Source organism: Prolixibacter sp. NT017, from assembly GCF_009617875.1.
Taxonomy (GTDB): Bacteria; Bacteroidota; Bacteroidia; order Bacteroidales; family Prolixibacteraceae; genus Prolixibacter.
Genome location: NZ_BLAV01000001.1, coordinates 2,687,156 through 2,708,071 on the forward strand (window position 1 = coordinate 2,687,156; position 20,916 = coordinate 2,708,071).

Genomic DNA, 20,916 nt, shown 5'->3' on the forward strand with positions numbered 1-20,916 from the left:
ATTAATTCAATTGCGTTCCCGATAAAAACTCCAGTTTCGACAGGTTTTTACTGTAGGAAGTCCGGATATTGGCCAGTTCGGTTTTGACTTTCAGAATCTGGTCTTCTGCCCGCATCACGTTAACAAAGTCTATTTTATTAACCTGATAATCTGCCAATGCAGCCTGGTACGACTGAAGGGCCTGAGGCAGTAACGTGGTCGTAAGCAGTTTTTCCCGTTTTTTCAGGGCACTCATTTGCGAATTGATGGCTCCGAAATGTTGCTGTAAAACCTGCAGCGAATGCTGATATTGTTGACTGAAGGCATCCTGCTGGAAACGGGCGCGGTTGACTTTTGCAGTCTTGTTTCCTCCATAGTTGATCGGAATCGTCACGCCGACCGCTACGCCCAGTAAATCCTTGTAATCCGCTCCACTAACTCTATTGAAGCCTCGCTGTGTGTACTGTACACCTACTTTAAAATTGGGATAGAAAGTGTACTTGGCTTCCTTTTGCATCAATTCAGCCTTCGTTTCATGAAGTTTAATCTCTTTCAAAACCGGCCTGTTTTCCTTGGCTAAGGCCAGAAGTGAATCGGTTTTTACATACTCGTGGGTGATAGGAACAATCCTTTCAGTTGGAATATAAACAGAGTCGTTGCGCAACAAAAAGCCGTTTAGTTTGGCCTGTAACGTCGACTCCTCACCTTTTAAAGTTTCAATCTTATCCTGCAGCCGGGTTTTTTGAACTTCCACCTCGATCACATTCTGCAGACTGGCGGTCTTCACTTCAAACTTTCGTTTGGCAACCACCGAAATCTGTTTCAGTAAATCCAGGCTTTCCTTTGTCAAACCGACATCCGCTCTTTTCTCCTGGAGGTTGTAATAGAGCTCCGAAACTTGTTCCTGTATCTGGTTGACCAAATCGGCAATTTGCTGACGAATAATGAGCGTGTCCATCGATTTAACGGCCGCTTTGGCTTTCAGACTTCCCGGAAAAGGAATCGCCTGTGCCACACCAAGAACTTTGCCGGTCATCGCTTCCTGGTTCAGCGAAAAACTATTCGTCGGAACATTCATCAATCCCAGATTGGCTACCGGGTCCGGAAGGTGCGTCCCCACCTGGATATTCTCCCTCGCAGCCTTTAATTGAGCCTGCAACATCGCCAGGCTCGGATTTACTTTTTCGGCTTGTTGAATCAAGCCATTTAAAGAATCATCCTGACTCTGCGCGAACGCCGGCAGACTTATCGCGAGAATCAGTAACAATCCTATTAACTTGTATCTGTTCATTGAAATATGATTTAAGGTGTCTCTTACAACTATTCTGACCAAGAAAAAAGCTATTATTTTCCAGACACGATGTTACTATCATCATGACAAAATTAGAAACATGCTACCGCAAAAGGGTTATATAATTTTCACAAAGAGTTATACAATTACCACTATTTGCCATCTCATTGGGAGAATTTAAGTCAACCGTTAGAAATACGATAAGAAAGTTGACTGCCTGTAACGCCAGACATTGGCAAACGAGATCATGCTTATTGGAAAGTTGATTGTATTAAGCACCACATCTGTTCCCAAAGTTATCGGACAACACGGTCTGTCTGCTCATCACTGAACGAAACCAGCTGTGTAAAAGCGATAACGACGTTACGGTTAGAGCGAATAAATCAACAGAGGAATACCTGCATAAGGGCGCACCTATCCCCTGCATCATAAAGGGGAAGACTTGTCTGATGAGTATAAAAAGAAGAAGGAACTTCCGAAGTAATAGGAAGTTCGACTGCAGGAACGATTAATACAGGAGCAAAAAGATCAAGTACCGGAGCCTGAAAATCATTGTCGAAACTCGACGCCAGAAAATCGCTGGCCACCTGGTAATGCTCATGTGTATCCGCACAGCCATTCATATCATGATGTTCGGGAGTACAGCACGATTGCGCATTGGCATAAACCTCCACATCAAACAACCGACCATGGGAATAGTGCTTGTTGATCGTTACCCCGAAAGTAGAAGTTAGTAGTATCAGGGCTGTGAGGATATGTCCTGCTTTGTTAAGCATAACTCTGTTCCAAAAGTAGAAATTCCAATACAAATGCCAAAAGAGCTTTATTCCAGACAAATACTAATCACGAATGAAATTCCTCTTAATCAACTGGTTCACTATCTATTAAAAATATCTACAGCTATTTGTGAAAAAAGATTAAATTTTCTTTTCACATCCTAAGGTATTCACTCCATTTTCGGCTAAAACAATGGTATTGCCACCCATTCAAAGATAGCAACTCCACCCAACAAAAAGACCGCTGCCCCCATAGCACCCCAAATAACACCCTGCCCACACCAACTGAATTTACATAACATGCAATTCATAGGAACAACCCCACATCCCAACCGTGGACCGGAACTGAAATTAAATAGGACACTTTGAAGGTCTACGCTTGGTTCATGTAATTGATAGATAATTTGAAAAGCATCAGAAACATAGAGCGTATATGATTGTTTTTCACATCATTAGTGTATATAAATATACTACTTATTTATTCACCTGATTACTTCTTATAAATACCATAACATACTGAATCACTTACCTTTAATATTTTCATCGCCTTCAAAGTGTCCTATTTTAATTGATTTCCACATGAAAACCTTCTGTAACGCTCGATTCTATTGGAGTTTTCAATCAAAGTTTCAAAATTCATGCCTTCAAAGTGTCCCATTTTCGCCCCCATAGTGTCCTATTTTAGGGCTATTTTGCATATGAATTCCAGCAATTTGGGCTGAAACACTGCTTTGATCACCGTTATAATGGTTCGCATCCGAAGTGTCCTATTTTATTTTAATTGTCATTCATTGTGTCCTATTTTCGCCTCCATTGTGTCCTATTTTATGAAAATTCGCCTTCAACGTGTCCTATTTTAAGGCAAATTTGCTCATTAATTCCAGCGATTTAGACTGAAACACTTCTGTGATGCCTGTTTTAATGGTTCGTATCCGAAGTGTCCTATTTTAGCCTTCATCGGGTCCTATTTTATATTATTTGGCAGTCAAAGTATACTACTTTATATTATTTGGCATTTAAAGTGTACTATTTTCACTTTCATTGCGTCCTATTTTATGCTCTATCACCTGACCATGCTGTTTTTCAATCAACGTTTTATCATTTTATCTTGGCTTCCAACAGGAGCCAGTTCCGGGCGCAGTGATTGCAGAGTAACGCCGCTCTACTACTTTGGACGGTTGCAAATTTCAGCTGATGTGCTTTTTATGACTGATGGTTGAAGAAAGTCGACATAAATTTTGGGGCCGGTTGCTGGCCGATCCGATTCCGTCAGCTGCAGAAAACTGTTTTGTCGACAAAAGTTGAACCAGGTGTCAGCTGTAGAAGATCTTCAGGCATTTGTTTTGTCGACATTTTTAAAATTAAATTGCTTTATATTAAATTTGTTAAAACTCGATTATGATTGTCTCAAAAGAAAAGTACGAAAAATCACTGCGTGTAGTCGATCAATTGCTGGTCGGGAGAAGTCTTGACTCTCTGTCAGATGATGAAAAGGTACAGCTGGAATTTCATACTGACATTGTTGAAGCATACGAAAAAGAATACTACCCCATCGAGTTACCTTCTTTAGTTGATGTTATTAAACTCCGCATGTTCGAAATGAATCTAAAACAGAAGGACCTGGCAAATTTACTTGAAGTATCAGCCACACTAATATCAGAATATCTGAAAGGACGTCGCGATATTACTTTAGATGTTGCAAAAAAGATTCACAAAAAACTTGATATCGATGCTGATATCATTCTTCAGTAAATTTGGTGACTATCATTTTAATTACTCTTACTTGTTTTCTATACCCGGCCGTTTGGTCGGGTATTTTTTTGCCTGGGAAAGTGAGAACAAAAAACTTTCTGTTTGCTTAATATGATATTTAAATATCGACAAAAGTAGGTCCAGATCCTGTTTCCAACTGAGCGCCGATCCCCCTTTTTATAGATATTTTTTGCAACGATGGGATTTCGAGATATTTCCGGGAGGTTGTTTTTTGTCGATTTTCCATTTTACATACCACGCGGGGAAATCCACTAATTGATTAATTTTTTTACTTTTAATTATGGATAAGTTACTTCAGCTAAAGAATAAGTATGTTGAGCTCTCAAGAGGTTTTATTGATTATGACAAGTTCAACAATTACTTGCTTACATATCATTCAACGTGCATCGAAGGGGCAACGCTTACCCACAGTGAGGTTGTTCATCTGTTCGAAGATGGCCTGACCCCCCTGGGAGGTAAACCTTTTAGTCACGTCCTGATGGTTAAAGACCATCTGGACGCCTTGAAATTTATCCTTGACCTGGATAAGAAAAAGCAAAAATTGACCGTTAAAACTATTCAAACCATATCCTCCCTGTTATTGAAAAACACCGGTGTAGAATATAAAATCAAGGGAGAGAGTTTTGATGCTACAAAAGGTGAATTCAGAAAAGGAGGTGTACATGTTGGGAATCATACTTTCGTTAATTTCAACAAAGTTCCCGGACTGGTTAAAGAACTGGTAAACTACATTAACTCTCAATTGGACTCTTGTTCGGATTTCCTTAGTAACAGTGTCCTTGCCTTTGATGCACATTATCAAATGGTCTCCATCCATCCTTTTGCTGATGGTAACGGCCGTTTATCCCGGTTAATCATGAATTACATCCAGCATTATCACGGGCATCCTTTAACTCCTGTATTTTCGGAAGACAAGGCATTGTACTTTGATGCGCTTCAGGAAACAAGGGACAAACAAAACACTGATATTTTCCGAAAATTCATGATTCAGCAATCACAAAAGTATTTCGAGTCCGAGATTGCCATGATGAAAAAACAACCAGAACAAAAAGTGATTAGGGGAAAGGGGCTGTCGTTCTTATTTTGAAAATTTCGTCAACATTGACAAATTGCCTGAATCTGCAAAAATGGTTATATTGTCATTAATTGATATCAAAACTGATAGCAATATGAAAGAAGTAATTTCAAAGCTTGACAGTTTCAAATCAGAGATTGAATCAAAATTCAATGTCATTATCTGGATACTCAGTATTATAGTTACCATCCTGTTAGTAATTGCCGGGACCACAATATTTAAGTAGGCTTAGGTTTACATCCTTGTTAATATTTCACCTTGTGACCATCTGTCCAACCTTTTTCGGAAGTACGCTGTTTGTCGACAAAAGTTCCACCATGTCTCAGCTGCGACTGAATGTTGGTTCTCTATAGTTGTGTATATATACAAAATAATGACCAATATCGCCTTTAAATTGTATATTTACACAATCAAAATCATTCGATATGCGTGTCAATTTCCACCCCTGGTATGAATTGTCCGAAAAGCAGATTATTGCTGAGATAGGAAAAAGGCTGAAAGGTTTCCGCCTAAACCAGAATATTACACAACAGGAACTTGGAGATATGATCGGTAAAGGACCTGATGAAATCTCCAGGATAGAAAACGGGAAAGCCTTCACGATGATTACCTTATTAAGAATATTGAGGGCCTTAAACAAGCTTGAATACCTGGATCATATCCTCCAACCTCCCCAAATAAACCCACTTCAACTACGGGAAATCGAGAGAAAAAAACGTAAACGTGCTTCCAAAAAGAATAAACGATGAATATTGATGTTCGTATATGGGACCAGTTTGTTGGTGCGTTAACCTGGGATGAAAGTCGCAAAGTTTCTGTTTTTAGGTACAGCCCCGATTTTGTTAAAGACGGTCTGGAGATTGCTCCTCTTTTAATGCCTTTAAGGGAAGACTATTCTTATGAATTTAACCCTTATGATTTCAATTATAAGACATTTAAGGGGCTTCCTCCTACGGTTGCTGACTCCCTCCCAGATGACTTCGGAAATTACATCATGAGAGCCTGGTTGGAAAACCAAGGAAAGACTATCGATAACCTCACACCTCTCGAAAGACTCGGCTACGTCGGTAAAAGAGGTATGGGGGCGCTCGAATTTGAACCCGTTCTGGCTGGGGAGGAATTTAAACCAACTAACATTAATCCTTCTGAACTTGTAGAAATTACCCGCAAACTGCTCACGTCAGACGATCAGCAAAGTTATTCGGACCGTGAGGAAAGTTTATTGACTAAAATTTGGAGGACCGGAACCTCTGCTGGTGGAGCCAGGGCAAAAGCCATACTGGCCCTCGATGAAATTAACCAGGTGTACAAACCAGGGGACATCCTACACGGGCCGGACCATTCCGATTGGCTTATCAAACTTGATGGGTTAACAAATGATATACACGGGGACCCGGAAGGATGTGGACGTATCGAATACGCTTACTACAAAATGGCCAAAGATGCCGGTATAAACATGTCTGAGTCGAAGCTGCTAACCGAAGGCAACCGTGCTCATTTTATCACCAGACGTTTTGACCGCACCGATGGTGAAAAAGTGCATATGCAAACCTTAAGTGGCTTGGCTGGTTTTGATTACAGACGCCCAGACATTTATTCTTATGAACAGGTTTTCACGATCCTTAGGAAAATGCGGTTACCACATAACGATTTTGTTGAGCAATTCCGGAGAATGGTGTTCAATGTAGTGGCCCGGAACCAGGACGACCACGCAAAAAATATCTCTTTTTTGATGCACAAAACCGGTCATTGGTCACTTTCCCCGGCTTATGATGTGTCCTATAGTTTTAACCCTGCGGGGATATGGACCAGCCGTCACCAGCTGTCGATAAATGGGAAAAGGGATAATTTCGAAATCAATGACCTGCTTAAAATTGGGGAGGAGAATAACATTAGTTCGAGAAAGGCAATAATTCAACAGGTAATTGACGCTGTAAGTAAATGGGAAGTATTTGCGAAACAGGCTAATGTCCTACCCCAACAGATTGACCAAATTAAAAGTACACACAGACTTTTTGTAAAAGGGCACAACACTGGAAACAAAAATTTAGGCAATATGGCGTAGTCATAAATCCGTTTCCTATGGTGAACGGAAGGGGATCATAGCTCATCCGTAAGCAGTGGTTCCAAGTAAAAACTCTTTTAGACTGGGGTCTCAGTCGGTATCACATCCATATATACCCCACATCGCATTCAGGCAGAGCAGGATTTCAGACAGGTCATTTTTCCTGAACTGGAAAAAGGGAATCAGAAATTGTCTTAGGCTCTTGTTTTTGACCAGTACTTTTGGTTGGATTTTCTTTTCCAATAATTGAGTCCAGGCGAGTTGTGATCGAATGGATTTGATTTTGATTAATCGTTATGGGTTTGATTGAACTCCGAAAGCTGAATATACCTATTATGATTGCAACTATTACACCGGCCCATGAAAGCCAATACATTTTTTTAAATCTAATCTGTTCCTGGGTTTGGAAACTGTTTCTCTGAAAAAGAAGTAGTTCTTCAGTACTAATAACATATGAATCTCTATACTTAACAAGAGATTCAATTACAAAGGGATCATCAAAATCAAATGGACGCGCCCTTTTCCCAAGAGTCTCTAATTCCTCTTTTAATTCTTCATCTCCAATAGTTCGTTTATTGTCATGTATGTTGGATAAAATATATGAGACTATATATCCCTCCTTTTCCAGATATGTTAGCAATTTTAGCAATGTATTCAGAAAAAAAAGACGGTTGAGAAAATAATCAATAAAGGCTTCCTCACTTTCTATTTTCCCTCCTTCACGAATTGGGATGATTGCTTTTGCTGCCATCGCTTTTTTATCAATTTCCAATACAAACTCTTTGGAATAATGGCCTAGCAATTGTGTCAATGAACTTCCTTTACGGGAGTTAATCTCTTTGATTATGTCTTTCTCAACCTTTGATAGATGTCTCATTTGAATTTTAAATGTTGATTTTCAGTAAAAAAACGTATAATAATGGAAAATCAATATACAAGTTATTGACTTATTCCCCTCTCTCATATGTTGCTGTCTCAAATCCGTTTCCCTTTGTGACTGAAGAGGAAGGCGAACACTCGGGCGAACAGGTCTGATTAGCTTCACTTTCCACCGTCATAGTTGCAGATGTACTTCCATGCCCCAGTTTTTGTTTGACAATAAAAAACGTTACTTTCAACGGGACCAAATCAACAATGATTACTTTTGAAGAAACATAATAAGTACACAATACAACCTTGCATGTGTGTATAACACCAATTCATCAACTGAGATTGGAGAAATAACAACAATATTGAAACACACTAGCCATAGTTGAAAACCAAGAAATCGAACAGTATGAACCATAATGAAAAAAGAGAGATATTAAAAAAACTCAGTGAAAAGGAATTTCGGCAAGATTTAATTATTCCTCTTTTAAGTAAAATGGGATATATTGCTCCAATCGAATACCATGGGACAAATGAAAGAGGAAAAGATATTATTTGTTTTGAGTATGACAAATTGAAAGAACAGAGGTTTTTATCCGTTGTTGCAAAAATAGGAGATATGACTGGTGATGCTTCAACGGACAAAGGACTTATGAATGTTGTAAATCAAGTTCAACAAGCTTTTGATAATCCATATGAAGACTTGTTTAATATGAAACAAGTATTAATTAATGAAGTATGGATAATGACAACAGGTCGAATTGTTAGTGGCGCTGAAGAATCAGTTATAAGGACTTTGCGCAAGAATAACCTTGATAAACAAATTCGATTTATACGCGATGACAGGCTAATCCAATTGATTGACACATATTTTGGAACATATTGGAATTCATCAACTGAAACAAAAGAAAGTGTAATAATTCAGCGTGATAGGTTATTAAACTTCATAGATAGCATTCTGATTTCAAATAATGTTGACAAAACAACTATTGAATCAGTGAAAGCTACAATTCTTTATTCAGATTTCACCCCATCGATTCGGAAAAATATAGAGGGACTTCATATTTCATATGTTTCCCCATATTCAATTGAGTTATCAAAAATTGACAAAGAATATGATGATTATATTTTCTCTAAAAGCTATGGTATTACAAAAGAGATTTTTGCAGAAGCGAAAAAATACTTAGGGCAAAGTTTTTATTACATTGAAGAGACAATTGAACATGCCGACAGAATATCAAAACTAACGAATCCTGAAGAATTCGTAAATGAATCTTATAGCTACCTAACTAATGAATATCCTTTTCATCAATCCTATGGAGATGCATCCAAGTTCCTTGATAATTTAAGTTATTTGGAAGAAGGGCTAAATGATTTGAAGTATTTTAAAAAATACTTAGTCTATAAAGGAAAACTTGAATGGGCAAAGGAATTATCAAAATCAATTCCCAAGTTATTGCCTGAGATTGAGAAAATATTAGATAACTGTAAGGAAGAAAATGTTATTATAAATTATGCAATTTCAGAAGATAATCAAAGCGTAGTAATTGAATACAATGACAAAAGTGACTCAATCTGTTTTACGACTAAATTCAAATTAGTAGATACAAACTCCACGTTTAATAGAGATAAAGAAGGTCGTATCAAAGCAACTATGATTGTTGATTCCGCATTGTCAAACTTTCGAGATTATCTAGAAAAATCTCTTGAGTATAATGAAACGGAATGGTTGCAGGATTACGTTGATTAATAACAACAATGGCTAACATTTTTTTATGTAATGGCAGGGAAAGAGCCAAATATCAAGGTTTGTAACCCGCTCAAACTGTGTAGCGGTTTGACAGGAAACTACCACACAACCTGCCACTACTCTTAAAATTTACTGTTAGCGTTCACACTAGTTCAAACTTGAAATATTTTTGATTAATGACAGAAATTTCTTTAGATAAATATACCGGTTGTTTGATTGGGGGGGCGATTGGTGATGCTTTAGGAGCTCCAATTGAGTTCATGGATTTAGAGACAATTAAATCTACATTTGGAAAAATCGGAGTTCAAGATTATGTTGAGTTTTCTGATGGATTCGGTGAATTTACAGATGATACTCAGATGACTTTATTTACAGCCGAAGGATTATTAAGGGCATATTATAGGTCCCCATTAAATGGAACTGTTGGAGAATTTAATGCTATTTCACACCACTCGTATTTGCGTTGGTTACACACACAAGGAGTACCAGTTGAAAAAGATAATATAAAGGAAGGCGTTTATGACATTGAACAAGGTTGGCTGATTAAACAAAAAGAGTTGTATAAAAGACGTGCACCAGGAAATACTTGTTTGAATGCTTTGTCAAGTGGGGTTGCAGGGACAGTTGAGAACCCAATCAATGACAGTAAAGGTTGTGGAGCAATTATGAGAGTTGCTCCAATTGGACTTCTTTACAATAACGATAGTAAGGAAGCATTTAAAATTGCATGTGAACTATCTGCAATAACACATGGACATCCAACTGGATATCTAAGTGCTGGATTTTTTGCCTCCGTCATCTCTAATCTTGCAAAAGGATTACACCTTAATGATTCAATTGAGAATTCTATTAAGATTTTAACAGGGTGGGAATTTCACGAAGAGACATTAGGTGCTGTGATAAAAAGCAAAGAACTTTTCAATGCGACTAAGAATAATAAAAACCACGATTTTGAAACCGTTGAGAAACTTGGAGAAGGATGGATAGCAGAGGAAGCATTGTCAATTTCTTTATACTGTTCGTTACTTTACGAAAATGATTTTAAAAGTGGTGTATTGTATTCTGTAAACCATAGCGGTGATTGTGATAGTACTGGTTCAATAACAGGAAATATTCTGGGATTAATCAACGGCGAATTTGCAATACCTTTAAACTGGATTGAGAAATTAAGATATAGTAGTATTGTTTCTCAAATAGCGGAAGATTTACATACAAGAATTAAAGGCAATTCGGTTGTGTCTGATACTGAATGGTTGGAAAAATATCCCGGATTCTAAGTAGAAGAGCACGAGCCTCTATCGATAAAAGTTGCACCATGTCTCAGCTGTAAATGAAGCACTGAAGACGCCAGCCTTAAACCACCTTAAACGCACCATACTTCATTTCACGAGCACAAATTTAGATTAAGTACTTAAACGCAGCGATATCATTGCTCAAACACACTAATTATCAACACAAAGAAGCATAAGTGCAAATTTTGCACTTATGAAAATTCGCTTTAATAATTTCTGAAAGCAGACATGCACTTGCTACGCTCTAGATCAGAATATCTCGTGATGAAGATTGTCAGGAGTAATCTTATCGAGAAGGTCTTTTAAAGCGTAGTTGGAAGCATTCAATTTAAAAACAGCTGAAGTATCCTTTGAGACGACTTCGATCATTGACAATTCAGACAAATCGACATCATCAGGGAGACTGACTGTCAATACATTTTTATTCTTTTCAATATTTGCATTCATCATCATTTTTTATTTTAAAAATACAATAATCGAGCACAACATTTCTATCTGTTCACTCGATATTGACAATTCCTAAAACCAATAAGATATTAGCAATAGTGGCATAATGGTAAAATTTACCATTATGCCTCAAAATCTACAAATCCCGGCAAATAGAGCTTACTCTTTCACTCTAATTATCGTTCTCATTATGTGCCTTTTTATACCATACAACCGCCGCTTCATGCACCTTGTCATACTCGAACTTTTGATAAATATTTAAAGCAACACTTCCAGAGAAAAGAATGCACAAACAAACAAAGCCAATAACCAACCATTTAGGCAGCGACAGCCTCCTTATCTTATTCTCCTCAATCTTCCGGATGTAATCATCCGTTAAAACTGACAGATGTTTGGTTTTGCGATCCAAATCGGTTGTATCGACCTTCAATTCTTTTGCTGCTGCAATTTCAATGCGCATCGCTGTTTTTTCCATTGCATTAAGCCGATCAATCAACACTTCTGCAATGGTTTCAATATTGTGTCTTTTACTAGTCATAACGATAATCCGTTCTTTCTTCCTTGCATTTTACGAATGGTTGGGGTAGATCCAATTTTGGTATTGTGGGTGAAAGTCAGTTTCGAAAAACTCATATTCCGATCAACTTCTGATGCTTTGAAGCTCTGCCCTTGATATCTCACACGAAATCCCTGAAGTTTCCCTTTCTTATTTACAGCGGGTTCAATATCTACGCCTTTCGAAATCATCACGTCAACATACTGAGTGAAGTCCATCGGCATGCTGTTCATGGCTTCTTTATGCAACCGATAAATCTCGTTTCTCAATTGCAAAGAACTTTTCTTTTTTAAGTCCCGAACTACTCTCGCTCTAATCAAACCGAGACTGCCGGCAACTACATCAGCGATTCTTTGTGCCTTCTTACCAATAAATTTGTCTTTGTATGTTCCTCCAGAAGAATCAATTCTATTACATATGATATGCAAATGCGCGTGATTCCGGTCTGTGTGCTTTACGACAATAGCCTGGTGCTCCTCAAGTCCCATCCCGGACAAAAACTCATTTGCAATATTCCGAAATTCCGTATTTCCCAACTTTCGACCATCTTCAGGCTCCGGAGACAAGACCATACTAATTGATTTATTTTTGGTCGAATGATTTAAATCCTGAAAGACCCTAAATTCAGCAGCAATCTCAACACCGCTTTCCCCAACGACCATCCTTTTGTCAATTATTTCAGCGCCGTTTTTTTTTACGGCATAGTCAACAGCATTGGCTGTATGTGCTATACTCTTTGCCTTGCCAATCATTGTAGTCTCCTTAAATGCTTTTTTATTTCGTCCGAAGTTTGCCGAATCTCCTGGGCAAATCTGGTATCCTTATCTCGGAATAGATTGCCGATCCGTGTGAAATTATTGCTGTAGGTTACAAGCATCTTATATACGGAGAGCTCTTCATCCGTCATTCGAAAAGTGACACGCTGCCCCAGAGCCGTTGCACGGCAAAATTCACTGATTTTTAAACCGGCATTCTCTGCCTTCTTTTTAATGATCGCTTTTTCAAGTGAACTACAACGAAATTCTATTTTCTTTCTTTTCATACTGTTTTTTAGTTTTTGGTGAACCATTGGAACGATGGTGAACTCCCTTTGTGACCACGGGGAACAAAGCAAGATTGTCATGACGATGACACATCTTGAAATAAGCTATCGCGACATTTTTCGCGTACATCCAAAATTTGCGCTATTTGCACACTCATTAAGATCCTTATATGCCGAATACCGGCTCGATAAATCACTACAAACGTTGTATAAGGAACACAGCTTTTTTGCTGCCTGCTTCCCGGATGAATCGTTATCCAGGTAAAGATCGACGTGTTTATAGAAGGGAAGTATTTCAGTCACCCGATCCAAAAAAGAAAGGGAGTTTAGAATTACAAAATCAGACGTTTTTGCGAGTTCCGGATCTTCCGAGACGAGCGTGAAAAAATCGAACATGCCCTCTGTAATTGAAAGCATCGAATTACAATTTCGGATTAAAGTATAATCTTTCGGCGAGCTCGAATTTTTGTAATACTGATTTCTCAATTCCCAACCTCCGGACACATTCTTCATTCCGATAGCGAAATATCTATTTCCGCCTAACGAATAATGTACCTCGTACGCATATCTGGATATCACCAGATCGGGAATTGCCCTGGAGGAATAATATCTTTTCAGTCCTGGGTGCTGAATCGGAGTAACACTAAGTATTTCAATTCGGTTTCTTTCCGGCATTGAGTCCGAATCAATTTGCTCATGAAAAGAAAGAGAAGTGCCTTTCTCCAAAATTGCCAAAGCATCCTGAACGGAACAATCGTTGTTTAAAGCAACAACCAGGTCAATGATATTGCCACCAATACCGGCACCATGGTCAAACCAACGATTCAACACCTTCGACACTTTAAAAGAAGGTATTGCTTCCGATCTAAACGGACTGGCATACCAGGCTTCCCTCGAATTTTCTCTCCGGGGAGTTATTCCAACAGAACGTAAAAAGTCAAATATTGATAAATTTCGAGCTGTGTCGCACTGTAGTTTTATTTCTCTTTTCATCGGCTATTTTTTTCATTTTTCTGTTTTTCTCCTACCTACTTACCTAAACGCTGAATATCAAAAACATAAACCACAGGTAAGTCGATTTTTCATCTTACCTATCTTACCTAATAGGTAACTTAGGTAGGTTCCAGGCAACTTAAATACGACTGATCTTACCTAAGCAAAGCACTGATTATCAATTTCAATTTTGCTCTTAGGTAAGTAGGTAGGTTAAATTCACTATTTTGTATGATTTCTCTCTTGATTGATAATATTGGACTTTGCCAGGTAGCCCCAAACTTGCTTTTTCGGATGTTTAACGCGTTGAAAATTGAAGCCGGAAAGAGCTCTGCCAATGTTGATGTGGTTCAATCGGAGATTAAGAAAATTCAAGGCTGCTATTACTTCAGTAGCAGTAATAAAATCATCCATACTCTGTGATTTCTCGTAATATTGGGCAACTAACTCCTGTTCTGTTGTCAAGCTGGTATACTTGGAGTTCCGGTCTTCATTCTCTTTGATATCCTTCATTGTCAGTTCCGGATTAAAATCATCGGATTTATAGGCATAGTAATATGCTTGCCCCCAGAGATTATCAATATTTGTCTCTTTGGAATAGGCAAAGTTTATTCTATCCCGAAGTTCAAAACACAGCCATCTAACTGAACCGGTTTCATCGTTTAAAAAGGAACTCATGTTCGTGGAGCCAATAAATGAACAGGTCCTGGGGAGATTGGTATTTTTTCGGTCGTACGGTAGCCTTTCGTTGATAAATGTCTTTGAGAAATACGCTTTCAAGGCATTCACGTCTTTTTTGGACAGAACAGATAGCTCATCGAGATTCATCAGAAAATTGCGAGAAAGCTGAATCCGGGCATCCTTATCATTACCAATATCCTCAGCTATGTATGAAGAAAGCTTGGGAGGGCAAAGAAACCGGCACCAGGTCGATTTTCCGGAACTTTGGCCCTTATGGCTAATAATAAATGCCTGCTTGTTAAAATATTCTGGCTCCAAGGCACATTTGACAGCTCGAACAAGCCATTTCCTGAAATGATACAGAAATGCTTCATCCTCGAATGTTGGTACGTAAGAGCAGTATTTAGCTATATAGTCAGTTCCGTCCCATTCGGGAAGGGAGCTGAAATATTCCTGAATTGGATTGTACTTCTTAATGAACCCTGACTGGATAAAAATCTCTAGTTTTCTTGGACTAATGTCTATTCCAACCTTTGCTAACTCTATGAGCAGAGAGCTTGTATTCAGGTTGCGCCAGTTTCTTTCATTTTTCAACGAGATTTGGAAATCATGCGATATTTCGTTGTATTGGATGTCGTATTTTTCGAATAAATACTCTGCTACATCGTCATAAACTGTTTGCTTTTTCGGATTCTTAACGACGTACAAATCCCTTTCATTTGTATTCATTGGTGCAAATGATTTAAACAGAAAATCATATCTTTGCAGTATAATTTTCTAAGTGATAAAATAAATTGGCAATTGGGCGTAAAGTGGGGCTTTACGCTTTTTTTTTGTAGACTTTGAGAACTCTGGGTTCCGCAGCATAGTTGTCTATCAACACGCGTTTGAATTTTCTACTGAAAAAACTCCCACTATATCAATTTGACACTCCCTGCAGTAATTTATAACAGACACCAGTTGCAAGTAATTAGCGCTTTTTATCTACCAGGTGTTGATCCATCCTCTTTGAGTATTCGGACGAGGTTTCTACTCTGTTTTCGGTTAGCCATTCAAAAAACAAATCCTTTCGAAATAGGACATGATTATCCCTTTTAAAAAATGGGATCTCCTTCTTTGACGTCTTTGAGTAAATAGTAGCTACAGAATATCCTGATATCTTTGCGGCCAGCTTTGTTCCAAATACTTCAGGGATTTCTTGTTTAGGAATCTCTTTCTTGGCGGGGTTACTCATCAGCCGCTTAAACTGGCCAACAGTCAAAAATGACAATGGGGTGTCATCGGTAATTCTTACATTTTCGTTATCCATAATCAATTTGTTTTGTTTTGAATTCGGGACCAAAACTATCGTCATCAAAACAAATAAAAAATGGGGATCCCTATTGTTATCCCCATGTTACACCCCATTTTTAAAGCGCCTAAATTCTGAGCATATTTTTCTCATTGATCCTACTAGGGTCTTTTAAACATTTAAAAATCTCCTTAGTAACTATATTCTCCCCTTTCAATGTAAAAGTGTTTTTAATAAACTCATAAGTTTCTTCATGAAAACCAGTATCAATATCCCTATCACGCCTTAATTGAACGAAAATGCCGGCCAACTTTGCTTGGACACCACTAAAGTCAATTTTACAATTTATTGGATCACCGTTAACAAAATTCGCAAATTCATTTCTGGGCGTGAAGTATTCACCAAAACGGGATATTACGTCCTCCCTTATTTCTTCATTAAACACAGGCCTGATTGAATTTTTCGCTACTTTACCATTGTCTTTTGAAGCTTCATTTTCATCTTCCTTACTACAAACCACGCCTTCCACTTCATCGGTAATCCTACTTGCTGTTTCCAGATACAAAGAGCTATATAAATCCCTCTCTTCTTTCAGCTTATCATCATATTCCTTTATTGTCGGATAGATATTCACAAACTCCAGCATCAAATCATTTGGAATAAAATGCTCATCGCTATTGCCATTCCAGATGCTCGTCATCCAAGCATCTGCTTTTTTGCATAGCTCGAAATACTTTTTATCATCAATCTCTTTATTAATACAATCATAGACCATGTGAAAGCTCTTTGAATAATCCCTCTCATTATCAAATGAAGTGACAATCTGATAAGTCAATTCATTTGTACTTGGAATCCATCCTAATCTAGCTTTAACAAAATCACCCTTGTTAGACTGTATCTTTTGATCTAGACCATTCTTAATTCTATTGAATTGATTATAGAGAAACCAAAATTCTCCAAACTCAATAGATATTTGATCCAATTGAATATTAATAACCTCATCAATAAACTTACTCCAACGGTTAGTTATTCCACTCGAATCGATAAAACAATCGTACCCACCCACTTCTTCTATTTCTGCATTACTAACTTCGACCGCTTTGAGTCCTTCAATGTGTTTCTGAAAAATTGACTCTATAGTCAGGAAAAAGTAGAATTTAAAGCCTGCTTCTATGTCTTCCATGTATCTAACGTTCACAATAATTCATTTGCTTTAGCAATCTCATCTTTCTGAAATGAATCCAGATAAACCTTAGTTGTAGCCAGATCCTTATGTCCTAATGCTTCAGAAATGACGTCCTCCGGGACACCACTGTTTTTCAATCTCATAGCATAGCTATGCCGGCTCATGTATGAGGAGAGCCTTATTCCTTCAAAATTCAATTCCTCACCCAATGTCTTCAAGTGTTTGTTATATCTACGGTACCGCCCCCGAATGTGATCATAAAGCTTCTCACCTTCGTATCCTGCAATCGACACACAGGGTGTCAGGTAATTCTCAACAAGCTGAGTATTGTTCTTAAACCAGTCAAGGAGCTGCTGAATATTGTCTGAAATCTTGATTCGGATGATCTTGGAATCTTTTCCCTCAGTTTTTTGCCGCCTGTACGCAATGTAATGGCCACCTTCGAAAACAAGGATATTATCAGTTGTCAATGCTGCAACATCAGCAAAACTCATTCCCTGGCAATAATAAGAGAACAGGAATAAATTTCGGACCCATCGCAGCGTATGACTTTTCAATTCAGCTGTTTTAAGTTTTTCTAAGTAGTCATTTGGAAGGTAACGCTTCTCAGATTCTTGCTCTAAGGCTGAAATACTATAACCTGTCTTTCCAAAAGGATAACTCACAGATGATGCTTCCCCCTCCTTTATAGCCTTGTTGAGCAATGCTCTGAAAGTCTTAATGTAATATTTGATTGTAGCGTTAGTGAGCCCCCGTTCCACTCTTAAAAATTCATCAAATTTGTTGATGTATTTTAGATCAATATCATTGAACGATAATCGACTGAATTTAGAATCGAAAAGCTTCAGTATGCCAAGTGTGTTCTCGTAAGCTTTCTTGTTCCCAATCTTCCCGGAACGGTCCAACTTATCAATGTAATCCTGGAAATAACCTTCAACACCAGTGTGTTTAGACTTATTCAAGAAGCGCTGTTCGAATTGATTCAAGGTCCAGTCAATTCGATTCTCTTCAAACTCTTCCAGGATCTTATCAGACCGCTTCTTCACTTCGGCAAGCCACTTATTGTTTTGTTCGCGATCTGGATGCAGGTTCTTCTTCCTGGAGTCGACAATATAAAGTTGAAAATCACTATTCCATTGCTCAGGAAGAGCCGAAATTCCCAAAAACATGATCTTGCGTTTTCCTTGTTTACGAATCACAAGACCGATTGGCGAAGAGCCATCTTTCAGCTTGCTTTTCTCCCCACCAATCAATTTTATGGAATAGCTTTTTTTCATTTGAATTTTGTCATATCTTAATCCCTGCCGCCAATTTTAAGCAATCCTGCCGCTTTTCAGGACATTTTTACGCCTGCCGTTTTCCTGCCGTTTTTATTAAAAAAGCATATAAAAAAGCATTTATTTCGGGATATACAGAGAAATCCAAATATAAACAAAATTAAGAGATTACAGACAGATACAAATGAAAAGAACACACCTGGGGGGCGAGGGGTCGCAAGTTCAAATCTTGTCACCCTGACAGATCTGGAAAGCCTGAAACGTCAATAAAAATAAGCGTTTCAGGCTTTTTTTATGCCTATCTCCTTCTATAAAACAAGGACTCCTTTTTGATAGGAATGAATCAATGAAATGCCTATCATTAGGGTTTAATTCACCAACATGAAAGGAAGAGATACGATAATTTGGGTAGGATTGGTGTCCTTTTGGTTATTCTTTATTCTTGAAATTACACTCGATATTTGGTTCGGTTCAAAATTTCCGGGTTACGACTGGAAATCAGAATCGATGTCGTACCTCGGGCAAAGCGGAAGCCCGATTCAGCATTGGGTATCTTTGTGGGGCATATTCGTCTCCGTGCTGATTTCACTATTCGTCATCGCTTTTTACCGGGTATACCCTTCAAACACGTGGTTAAAACTAGCCGCTTTTTCGTTGTTGCTTTACGGATTCGGAGAAGGAATCGGTTCGGGTTTGTTCCCCATTAATCCTCCTGATACCTCCATTACCGTGGATGGAAGATGGCATAACATTTTTAGCGGAATCGGAGACACGGGAATGGTTCTTCTCCCCTTTTGGCTGATGCTGATGTTTCCGCGGAAGGAAAATCGAAAATTACATGCTTACCTGTGGACGGTTGTCGGAATCGGCCTGGTGATGACATCCTTCTTTTTAGTTGCCAAATACTATCAACCCGACAATTTTATTCTGCATGATAAAGGAGTATGGCAACGGATTTACACCTTGAACTACTACGTGATGCTGCTTGTGATGAGCTTCAAAATGCTTCGTGACAAAAAACTATAAAAAAGGGGAAACAAGATGTACTCATTCCCCCTTTACCGATATCCGGAAAATACTAATCAATCATTTTATTTCTGCCACCAGGCTTTGTAGGTAGTTGTCTCCTTTCCACCCATTTTCTGCACTTCGTCGTTATAATTGGTGGTATTAATGGTGCTTTCAGTGGTCGGATACAGAAAGCGCGTGGCAATATTTCCACCGTTCATGTTGGCATTGCCGCCGGTCTGCAAAGCCGGATAACCGGTGCGCTGATATTCAATCCATCCTTCGAAGCCATTGTTGATATTGGCCAACCATTTCTGGGTAATGATTTGCTTCATGGAAGCATCGCTGGTAGAGCTGTCGAACTTCACCCCGTCGTGCATCAGGTAGTTGGAAGCAGCGGTCGCATCCAGACCTATTTCCGCGTAAGCGCCCATCACACCTTTGTTGTAAAAGGTAGCAGCGTTGCCCGGGATATAGCCTTTCAGGGCTGCTTCGGCCAGGATGAACTCCTGTTCCGCATACGTCATGACCCGAGCTTCGGTGAGGTAGCCGTTGGAACCGCTTTTAAAGCTGCCATTGAAGTTGGAAGCCGCAGCAGCTTGCGTGCTGGTCGCATCGACGACAATGGGCATTCCTCCGTAGTTGTCGAAACTGAATGTCCCGGTAGAAGATGCATTCGCGGTTACCGCAAAATAGTCGCTCACCCGCGCCGTGTCACCGGTTGCTTTAAACGTATCGTAGAGAAGACTATTCATATACTTCACGTTGAAATCTCCCGAGCGCTCGGTCAGACTGACAAAATTGTAAGGAATGGACGTCGGCAGTTCGAGTGCCGCACTCTGCGTCGCATCATCCATCAGCATGCCGTCGTTAACGATGGCTGTCATCTCTGCAGATACATCTTTTTGAGAAGAAATCCGCAACAGGTAACGCAACCTGAGGGCATTGATGAACTTCCGCCAGGAGGCCACATTGGAATTAAACAGCAAATCACCACTAACATTGCCGTTCGCGTTTGACTTCAGCAAATCGTCTGCTTTCTTCAGGCTGGGAAGAATTCCTTCATCCGGATCAGTATAAACCTTTTCCTGTGAATCGTATTTCGGCGTATAAGTTCCGGAAGCTCCCTGAAGAGCATCTGAAAAAGGAATATCGCCCCACAGCTCTGTCAGCTGAGCAAAAGCGTATGAGCGCAAGGTCAGCGCTACAGCCTGCAACATCGGGTTACTCTGTGTTTTCCCCAGGTCGTACAACGTGTTGGCGTCGCGGGCTGCTTCATACATGGCCGTCCAGTACGGCTCGTTGGTGACCGGCGAATAACGTGTTCCCTGGTTGTAGTATGACTGACTGAAGGTCATATACTGGCTATAACCGTTGCCCAGCGTCCATGCCATGCTGGAGTTATGGTAAGATTCCGAAACAATGGTATTGGACAACATGGTCGTGGCATCCGGTTTTTCCAGGCTGTTGGGATTGATATTTGCGTCAGTCAGTTCTTTGGAACAGGAACTGAAAAGCAAACTGGCTATGATGGGAACGATAAGAACAAATCTATTCTTTTTCATTT

Annotated in this window: 20 protein-coding genes; 7 read left to right on the forward strand and 13 right to left on the reverse strand. The window is 39.1% G+C overall.

Annotation, left to right across the window (positions count from 1 at the left end; all coding sequences use genetic code 11):
- Position 1: 1 nt before the first annotated feature.
- Together GJU87_RS11055 and GJU87_RS11060 are read right to left on the reverse strand one after the other, a co-directional pair.
- Entirely contained in the window at positions 2–1,270 is a 1,269-nt protein-coding gene (locus tag GJU87_RS11055; protein ID WP_153639572.1) for a TolC family protein, read from the reverse strand.
- 383 nt (positions 1,271–1,653) lie between these two features.
- The gene (locus GJU87_RS11060; protein WP_153639573.1) at positions 1,654–2,046 is read right to left on the reverse strand and encodes a hypothetical protein; all 393 of its coding nucleotides are present in this window, start codon (positions 2,044–2,046) and stop codon (positions 1,654–1,656) included.
- A 1,398-nt stretch (positions 2,047–3,444) separates the two neighbouring features.
- Here GJU87_RS11060 and GJU87_RS11065 point away from each other — a divergent pair.
- The 4 genes from GJU87_RS11065 (at position 3,445) to GJU87_RS11080 (ending at position 6,959) form a co-directional block, all read left to right on the forward strand.
- Positions 3,445–3,798, forward strand: a complete 354-nt coding sequence (locus GJU87_RS11065) for a type II toxin-antitoxin system HigA family antitoxin (RefSeq protein WP_153639574.1) — start codon at positions 3,445–3,447, stop codon at positions 3,796–3,798.
- A gap of 301 nt (positions 3,799–4,099) precedes the next feature.
- Positions 4,100–4,906 (forward strand): Fic family protein, encoded by an 807-nt coding sequence (locus GJU87_RS11070; protein ID WP_153639575.1) that lies wholly within the window; start codon positions 4,100–4,102, stop codon positions 4,904–4,906.
- A 413-nt stretch (positions 4,907–5,319) separates the two neighbouring features.
- Positions 5,320–5,643, forward strand: coding sequence for a helix-turn-helix domain-containing protein (locus GJU87_RS21840; protein WP_153639576.1), 324 nt, complete (start codon positions 5,320–5,322; stop codon positions 5,641–5,643).
- Positions 5,640–6,959, forward strand: a complete 1,320-nt coding sequence (locus GJU87_RS11080) for a type II toxin-antitoxin system HipA family toxin (protein ID WP_153639577.1) — start codon at positions 5,640–5,642, stop codon at positions 6,957–6,959. The genes GJU87_RS21840 and GJU87_RS11080 overlap by 4 nt, the downstream gene beginning before the upstream one ends.
- A gap of 154 nt (positions 6,960–7,113) precedes the next feature.
- On the opposite strand, the gene GJU87_RS11085 is transcribed toward GJU87_RS11080, so the two are convergent.
- Positions 7,114–7,836: a hypothetical protein gene (locus GJU87_RS11085; protein ID WP_153639578.1), complete on the reverse strand. Its 723-nt coding sequence runs from the start codon at positions 7,834–7,836 to the stop codon at positions 7,114–7,116.
- 399 nt (positions 7,837–8,235) lie between these two features.
- Here GJU87_RS11085 and GJU87_RS11090 point away from each other — a divergent pair, with 399 nt between their 5' ends.
- Both GJU87_RS11090 and GJU87_RS11095 read left to right on the forward strand, forming a co-directional pair.
- The gene (locus GJU87_RS11090) at positions 8,236–9,576 is read left to right on the forward strand and encodes a hypothetical protein (RefSeq protein WP_153639579.1); all 1,341 of its coding nucleotides are present in this window, start codon (positions 8,236–8,238) and stop codon (positions 9,574–9,576) included.
- 176 nt (positions 9,577–9,752) lie between these two features.
- On the forward strand, positions 9,753–10,853 hold the full coding sequence (locus GJU87_RS11095) for an ADP-ribosylglycohydrolase family protein (protein ID WP_153639580.1): 1,101 nt from the start codon (positions 9,753–9,755) through the stop codon (positions 10,851–10,853).
- A gap of 264 nt (positions 10,854–11,117) precedes the next feature.
- Here GJU87_RS11095 and GJU87_RS11100 read toward each other — a convergent pair whose 3' ends face one another.
- From GJU87_RS11100 to GJU87_RS11140, 9 genes are all read right to left on the reverse strand, one after another.
- On the reverse strand, positions 11,118–11,321 hold the full coding sequence (locus tag GJU87_RS11100; protein WP_153639581.1) for a hypothetical protein: 204 nt from the start codon (positions 11,319–11,321) through the stop codon (positions 11,118–11,120).
- A gap of 166 nt (positions 11,322–11,487) precedes the next feature.
- Positions 11,488–11,853: a hypothetical protein gene (locus GJU87_RS11105; RefSeq protein WP_153639582.1), complete on the reverse strand. Its 366-nt coding sequence runs from the start codon at positions 11,851–11,853 to the stop codon at positions 11,488–11,490.
- Positions 11,850–12,623: a relaxase/mobilization nuclease domain-containing protein gene (locus tag GJU87_RS11110; RefSeq protein ID WP_153639583.1), complete on the reverse strand. Its 774-nt coding sequence runs from the start codon at positions 12,621–12,623 to the stop codon at positions 11,850–11,852. The genes GJU87_RS11105 and GJU87_RS11110 overlap by 4 nt, the downstream gene beginning before the upstream one ends.
- Positions 12,620–12,913 (reverse strand): mobilization protein MbpA, encoded by a 294-nt coding sequence (mbpA, locus tag GJU87_RS11115; protein ID WP_153639584.1) that lies wholly within the window; start codon positions 12,911–12,913, stop codon positions 12,620–12,622. The genes GJU87_RS11110 and mbpA overlap by 4 nt, the downstream gene beginning before the upstream one ends.
- A gap of 105 nt (positions 12,914–13,018) precedes the next feature.
- Positions 13,019–13,906: a toprim domain-containing protein gene (locus GJU87_RS11120; RefSeq protein WP_153639585.1), complete on the reverse strand. Its 888-nt coding sequence runs from the start codon at positions 13,904–13,906 to the stop codon at positions 13,019–13,021.
- Positions 13,907–14,128: 222 nt separating this feature from the next.
- Entirely contained in the window at positions 14,129–15,316 is a 1,188-nt protein-coding gene (locus GJU87_RS11125) for a VapE domain-containing protein (protein ID WP_153639586.1), read from the reverse strand.
- Between the two features lie 241 nt (positions 15,317–15,557).
- Positions 15,558–15,896, reverse strand: a complete 339-nt coding sequence (locus GJU87_RS11130; protein ID WP_194831507.1) for a helix-turn-helix domain-containing protein — start codon at positions 15,894–15,896, stop codon at positions 15,558–15,560.
- 109 nt (positions 15,897–16,005) lie between these two features.
- Entirely contained in the window at positions 16,006–17,061 is a 1,056-nt protein-coding gene (locus tag GJU87_RS11135) for a hypothetical protein (RefSeq protein WP_153639588.1), read from the reverse strand.
- Between the two features lie 11 nt (positions 17,062–17,072).
- Entirely contained in the window at positions 17,073–18,341 is a 1,269-nt protein-coding gene (locus GJU87_RS11140) for a site-specific integrase (RefSeq protein WP_153639589.1), read from the reverse strand.
- A 381-nt stretch (positions 18,342–18,722) separates the two neighbouring features.
- Here GJU87_RS11140 and GJU87_RS11145 point away from each other — a divergent pair, with 381 nt between their 5' ends.
- A complete protein-coding gene (locus GJU87_RS11145) occupies positions 18,723–19,367 on the forward strand; it encodes a DUF998 domain-containing protein (RefSeq protein ID WP_153639590.1) in 645 nt (214 codons plus the stop codon).
- A gap of 65 nt (positions 19,368–19,432) precedes the next feature.
- Here GJU87_RS11145 and GJU87_RS11150 read toward each other — a convergent pair whose 3' ends face one another.
- Positions 19,433–20,914 (reverse strand): SusD/RagB family nutrient-binding outer membrane lipoprotein, encoded by a 1,482-nt coding sequence (locus GJU87_RS11150; RefSeq protein WP_153639591.1) that lies wholly within the window; start codon positions 20,912–20,914, stop codon positions 19,433–19,435.
- Positions 20,915–20,916: the final 2 nt, after the last annotated feature.

What these genes read in the sequence shown, in the direction of transcription:
- GJU87_RS11055 (WP_153639572.1), bottom strand. Translation starts at nt 1,270, where the DNA reads ATGAACAGATACAAGTTAATAGGATTGTTACTGATTCTCGCGATAAGT.
- GJU87_RS11060 (WP_153639573.1), bottom strand. Translation starts at nt 2,046, where the DNA reads ATGCTTAACAAAGCAGGACATATCCTCACAGCCCTGATACTACTAACT.
- GJU87_RS11065 (WP_153639574.1), top strand. Translation starts at nt 3,445, where the DNA reads ATGATTGTCTCAAAAGAAAAGTACGAAAAATCACTGCGTGTAGTCGAT.
- GJU87_RS11070 (WP_153639575.1), top strand. Translation starts at nt 4,100, where the DNA reads ATGGATAAGTTACTTCAGCTAAAGAATAAGTATGTTGAGCTCTCAAGA.
- GJU87_RS21840 (WP_153639576.1), top strand. Translation starts at nt 5,320, where the DNA reads ATGCGTGTCAATTTCCACCCCTGGTATGAATTGTCCGAAAAGCAGATT.
- GJU87_RS11080 (WP_153639577.1), top strand. Translation starts at nt 5,640, where the DNA reads ATGAATATTGATGTTCGTATATGGGACCAGTTTGTTGGTGCGTTAACC.
- GJU87_RS11085 (WP_153639578.1), bottom strand. Translation starts at nt 7,836, where the DNA reads ATGAGACATCTATCAAAGGTTGAGAAAGACATAATCAAAGAGATTAAC.
- GJU87_RS11090 (WP_153639579.1), top strand. Translation starts at nt 8,236, where the DNA reads ATGAACCATAATGAAAAAAGAGAGATATTAAAAAAACTCAGTGAAAAG.
- GJU87_RS11095 (WP_153639580.1), top strand. Translation starts at nt 9,753, where the DNA reads ATGACAGAAATTTCTTTAGATAAATATACCGGTTGTTTGATTGGGGGG.
- GJU87_RS11100 (WP_153639581.1), bottom strand. Translation starts at nt 11,321, where the DNA reads ATGATGATGAATGCAAATATTGAAAAGAATAAAAATGTATTGACAGTC.
- GJU87_RS11105 (WP_153639582.1), bottom strand. Translation starts at nt 11,853, where the DNA reads ATGACTAGTAAAAGACACAATATTGAAACCATTGCAGAAGTGTTGATT.
- GJU87_RS11110 (WP_153639583.1), bottom strand. Translation starts at nt 12,623, where the DNA reads ATGATTGGCAAGGCAAAGAGTATAGCACATACAGCCAATGCTGTTGAC.
- mbpA (WP_153639584.1), bottom strand. Translation starts at nt 12,913, where the DNA reads ATGAAAAGAAAGAAAATAGAATTTCGTTGTAGTTCACTTGAAAAAGCG.
- GJU87_RS11120 (WP_153639585.1), bottom strand. Translation starts at nt 13,906, where the DNA reads ATGAAAAGAGAAATAAAACTACAGTGCGACACAGCTCGAAATTTATCA.
- GJU87_RS11125 (WP_153639586.1), bottom strand. Translation starts at nt 15,316, where the DNA reads ATGAATACAAATGAAAGGGATTTGTACGTCGTTAAGAATCCGAAAAAG.
- GJU87_RS11130 (WP_194831507.1), bottom strand. Translation starts at nt 15,896, where the DNA reads ATGGATAACGAAAATGTAAGAATTACCGATGACACCCCATTGTCATTT.
- GJU87_RS11135 (WP_153639588.1), bottom strand. Translation starts at nt 17,061, where the DNA reads ATGGAAGACATAGAAGCAGGCTTTAAATTCTACTTTTTCCTGACTATA.
- GJU87_RS11140 (WP_153639589.1), bottom strand. Translation starts at nt 18,341, where the DNA reads ATGAAAAAAAGCTATTCCATAAAATTGATTGGTGGGGAGAAAAGCAAG.
- GJU87_RS11145 (WP_153639590.1), top strand. Translation starts at nt 18,723, where the DNA reads ATGAAAGGAAGAGATACGATAATTTGGGTAGGATTGGTGTCCTTTTGG.
- GJU87_RS11150 (WP_153639591.1), bottom strand. Translation starts at nt 20,914, where the DNA reads ATGAAAAAGAATAGATTTGTTCTTATCGTTCCCATCATAGCCAGTTTG.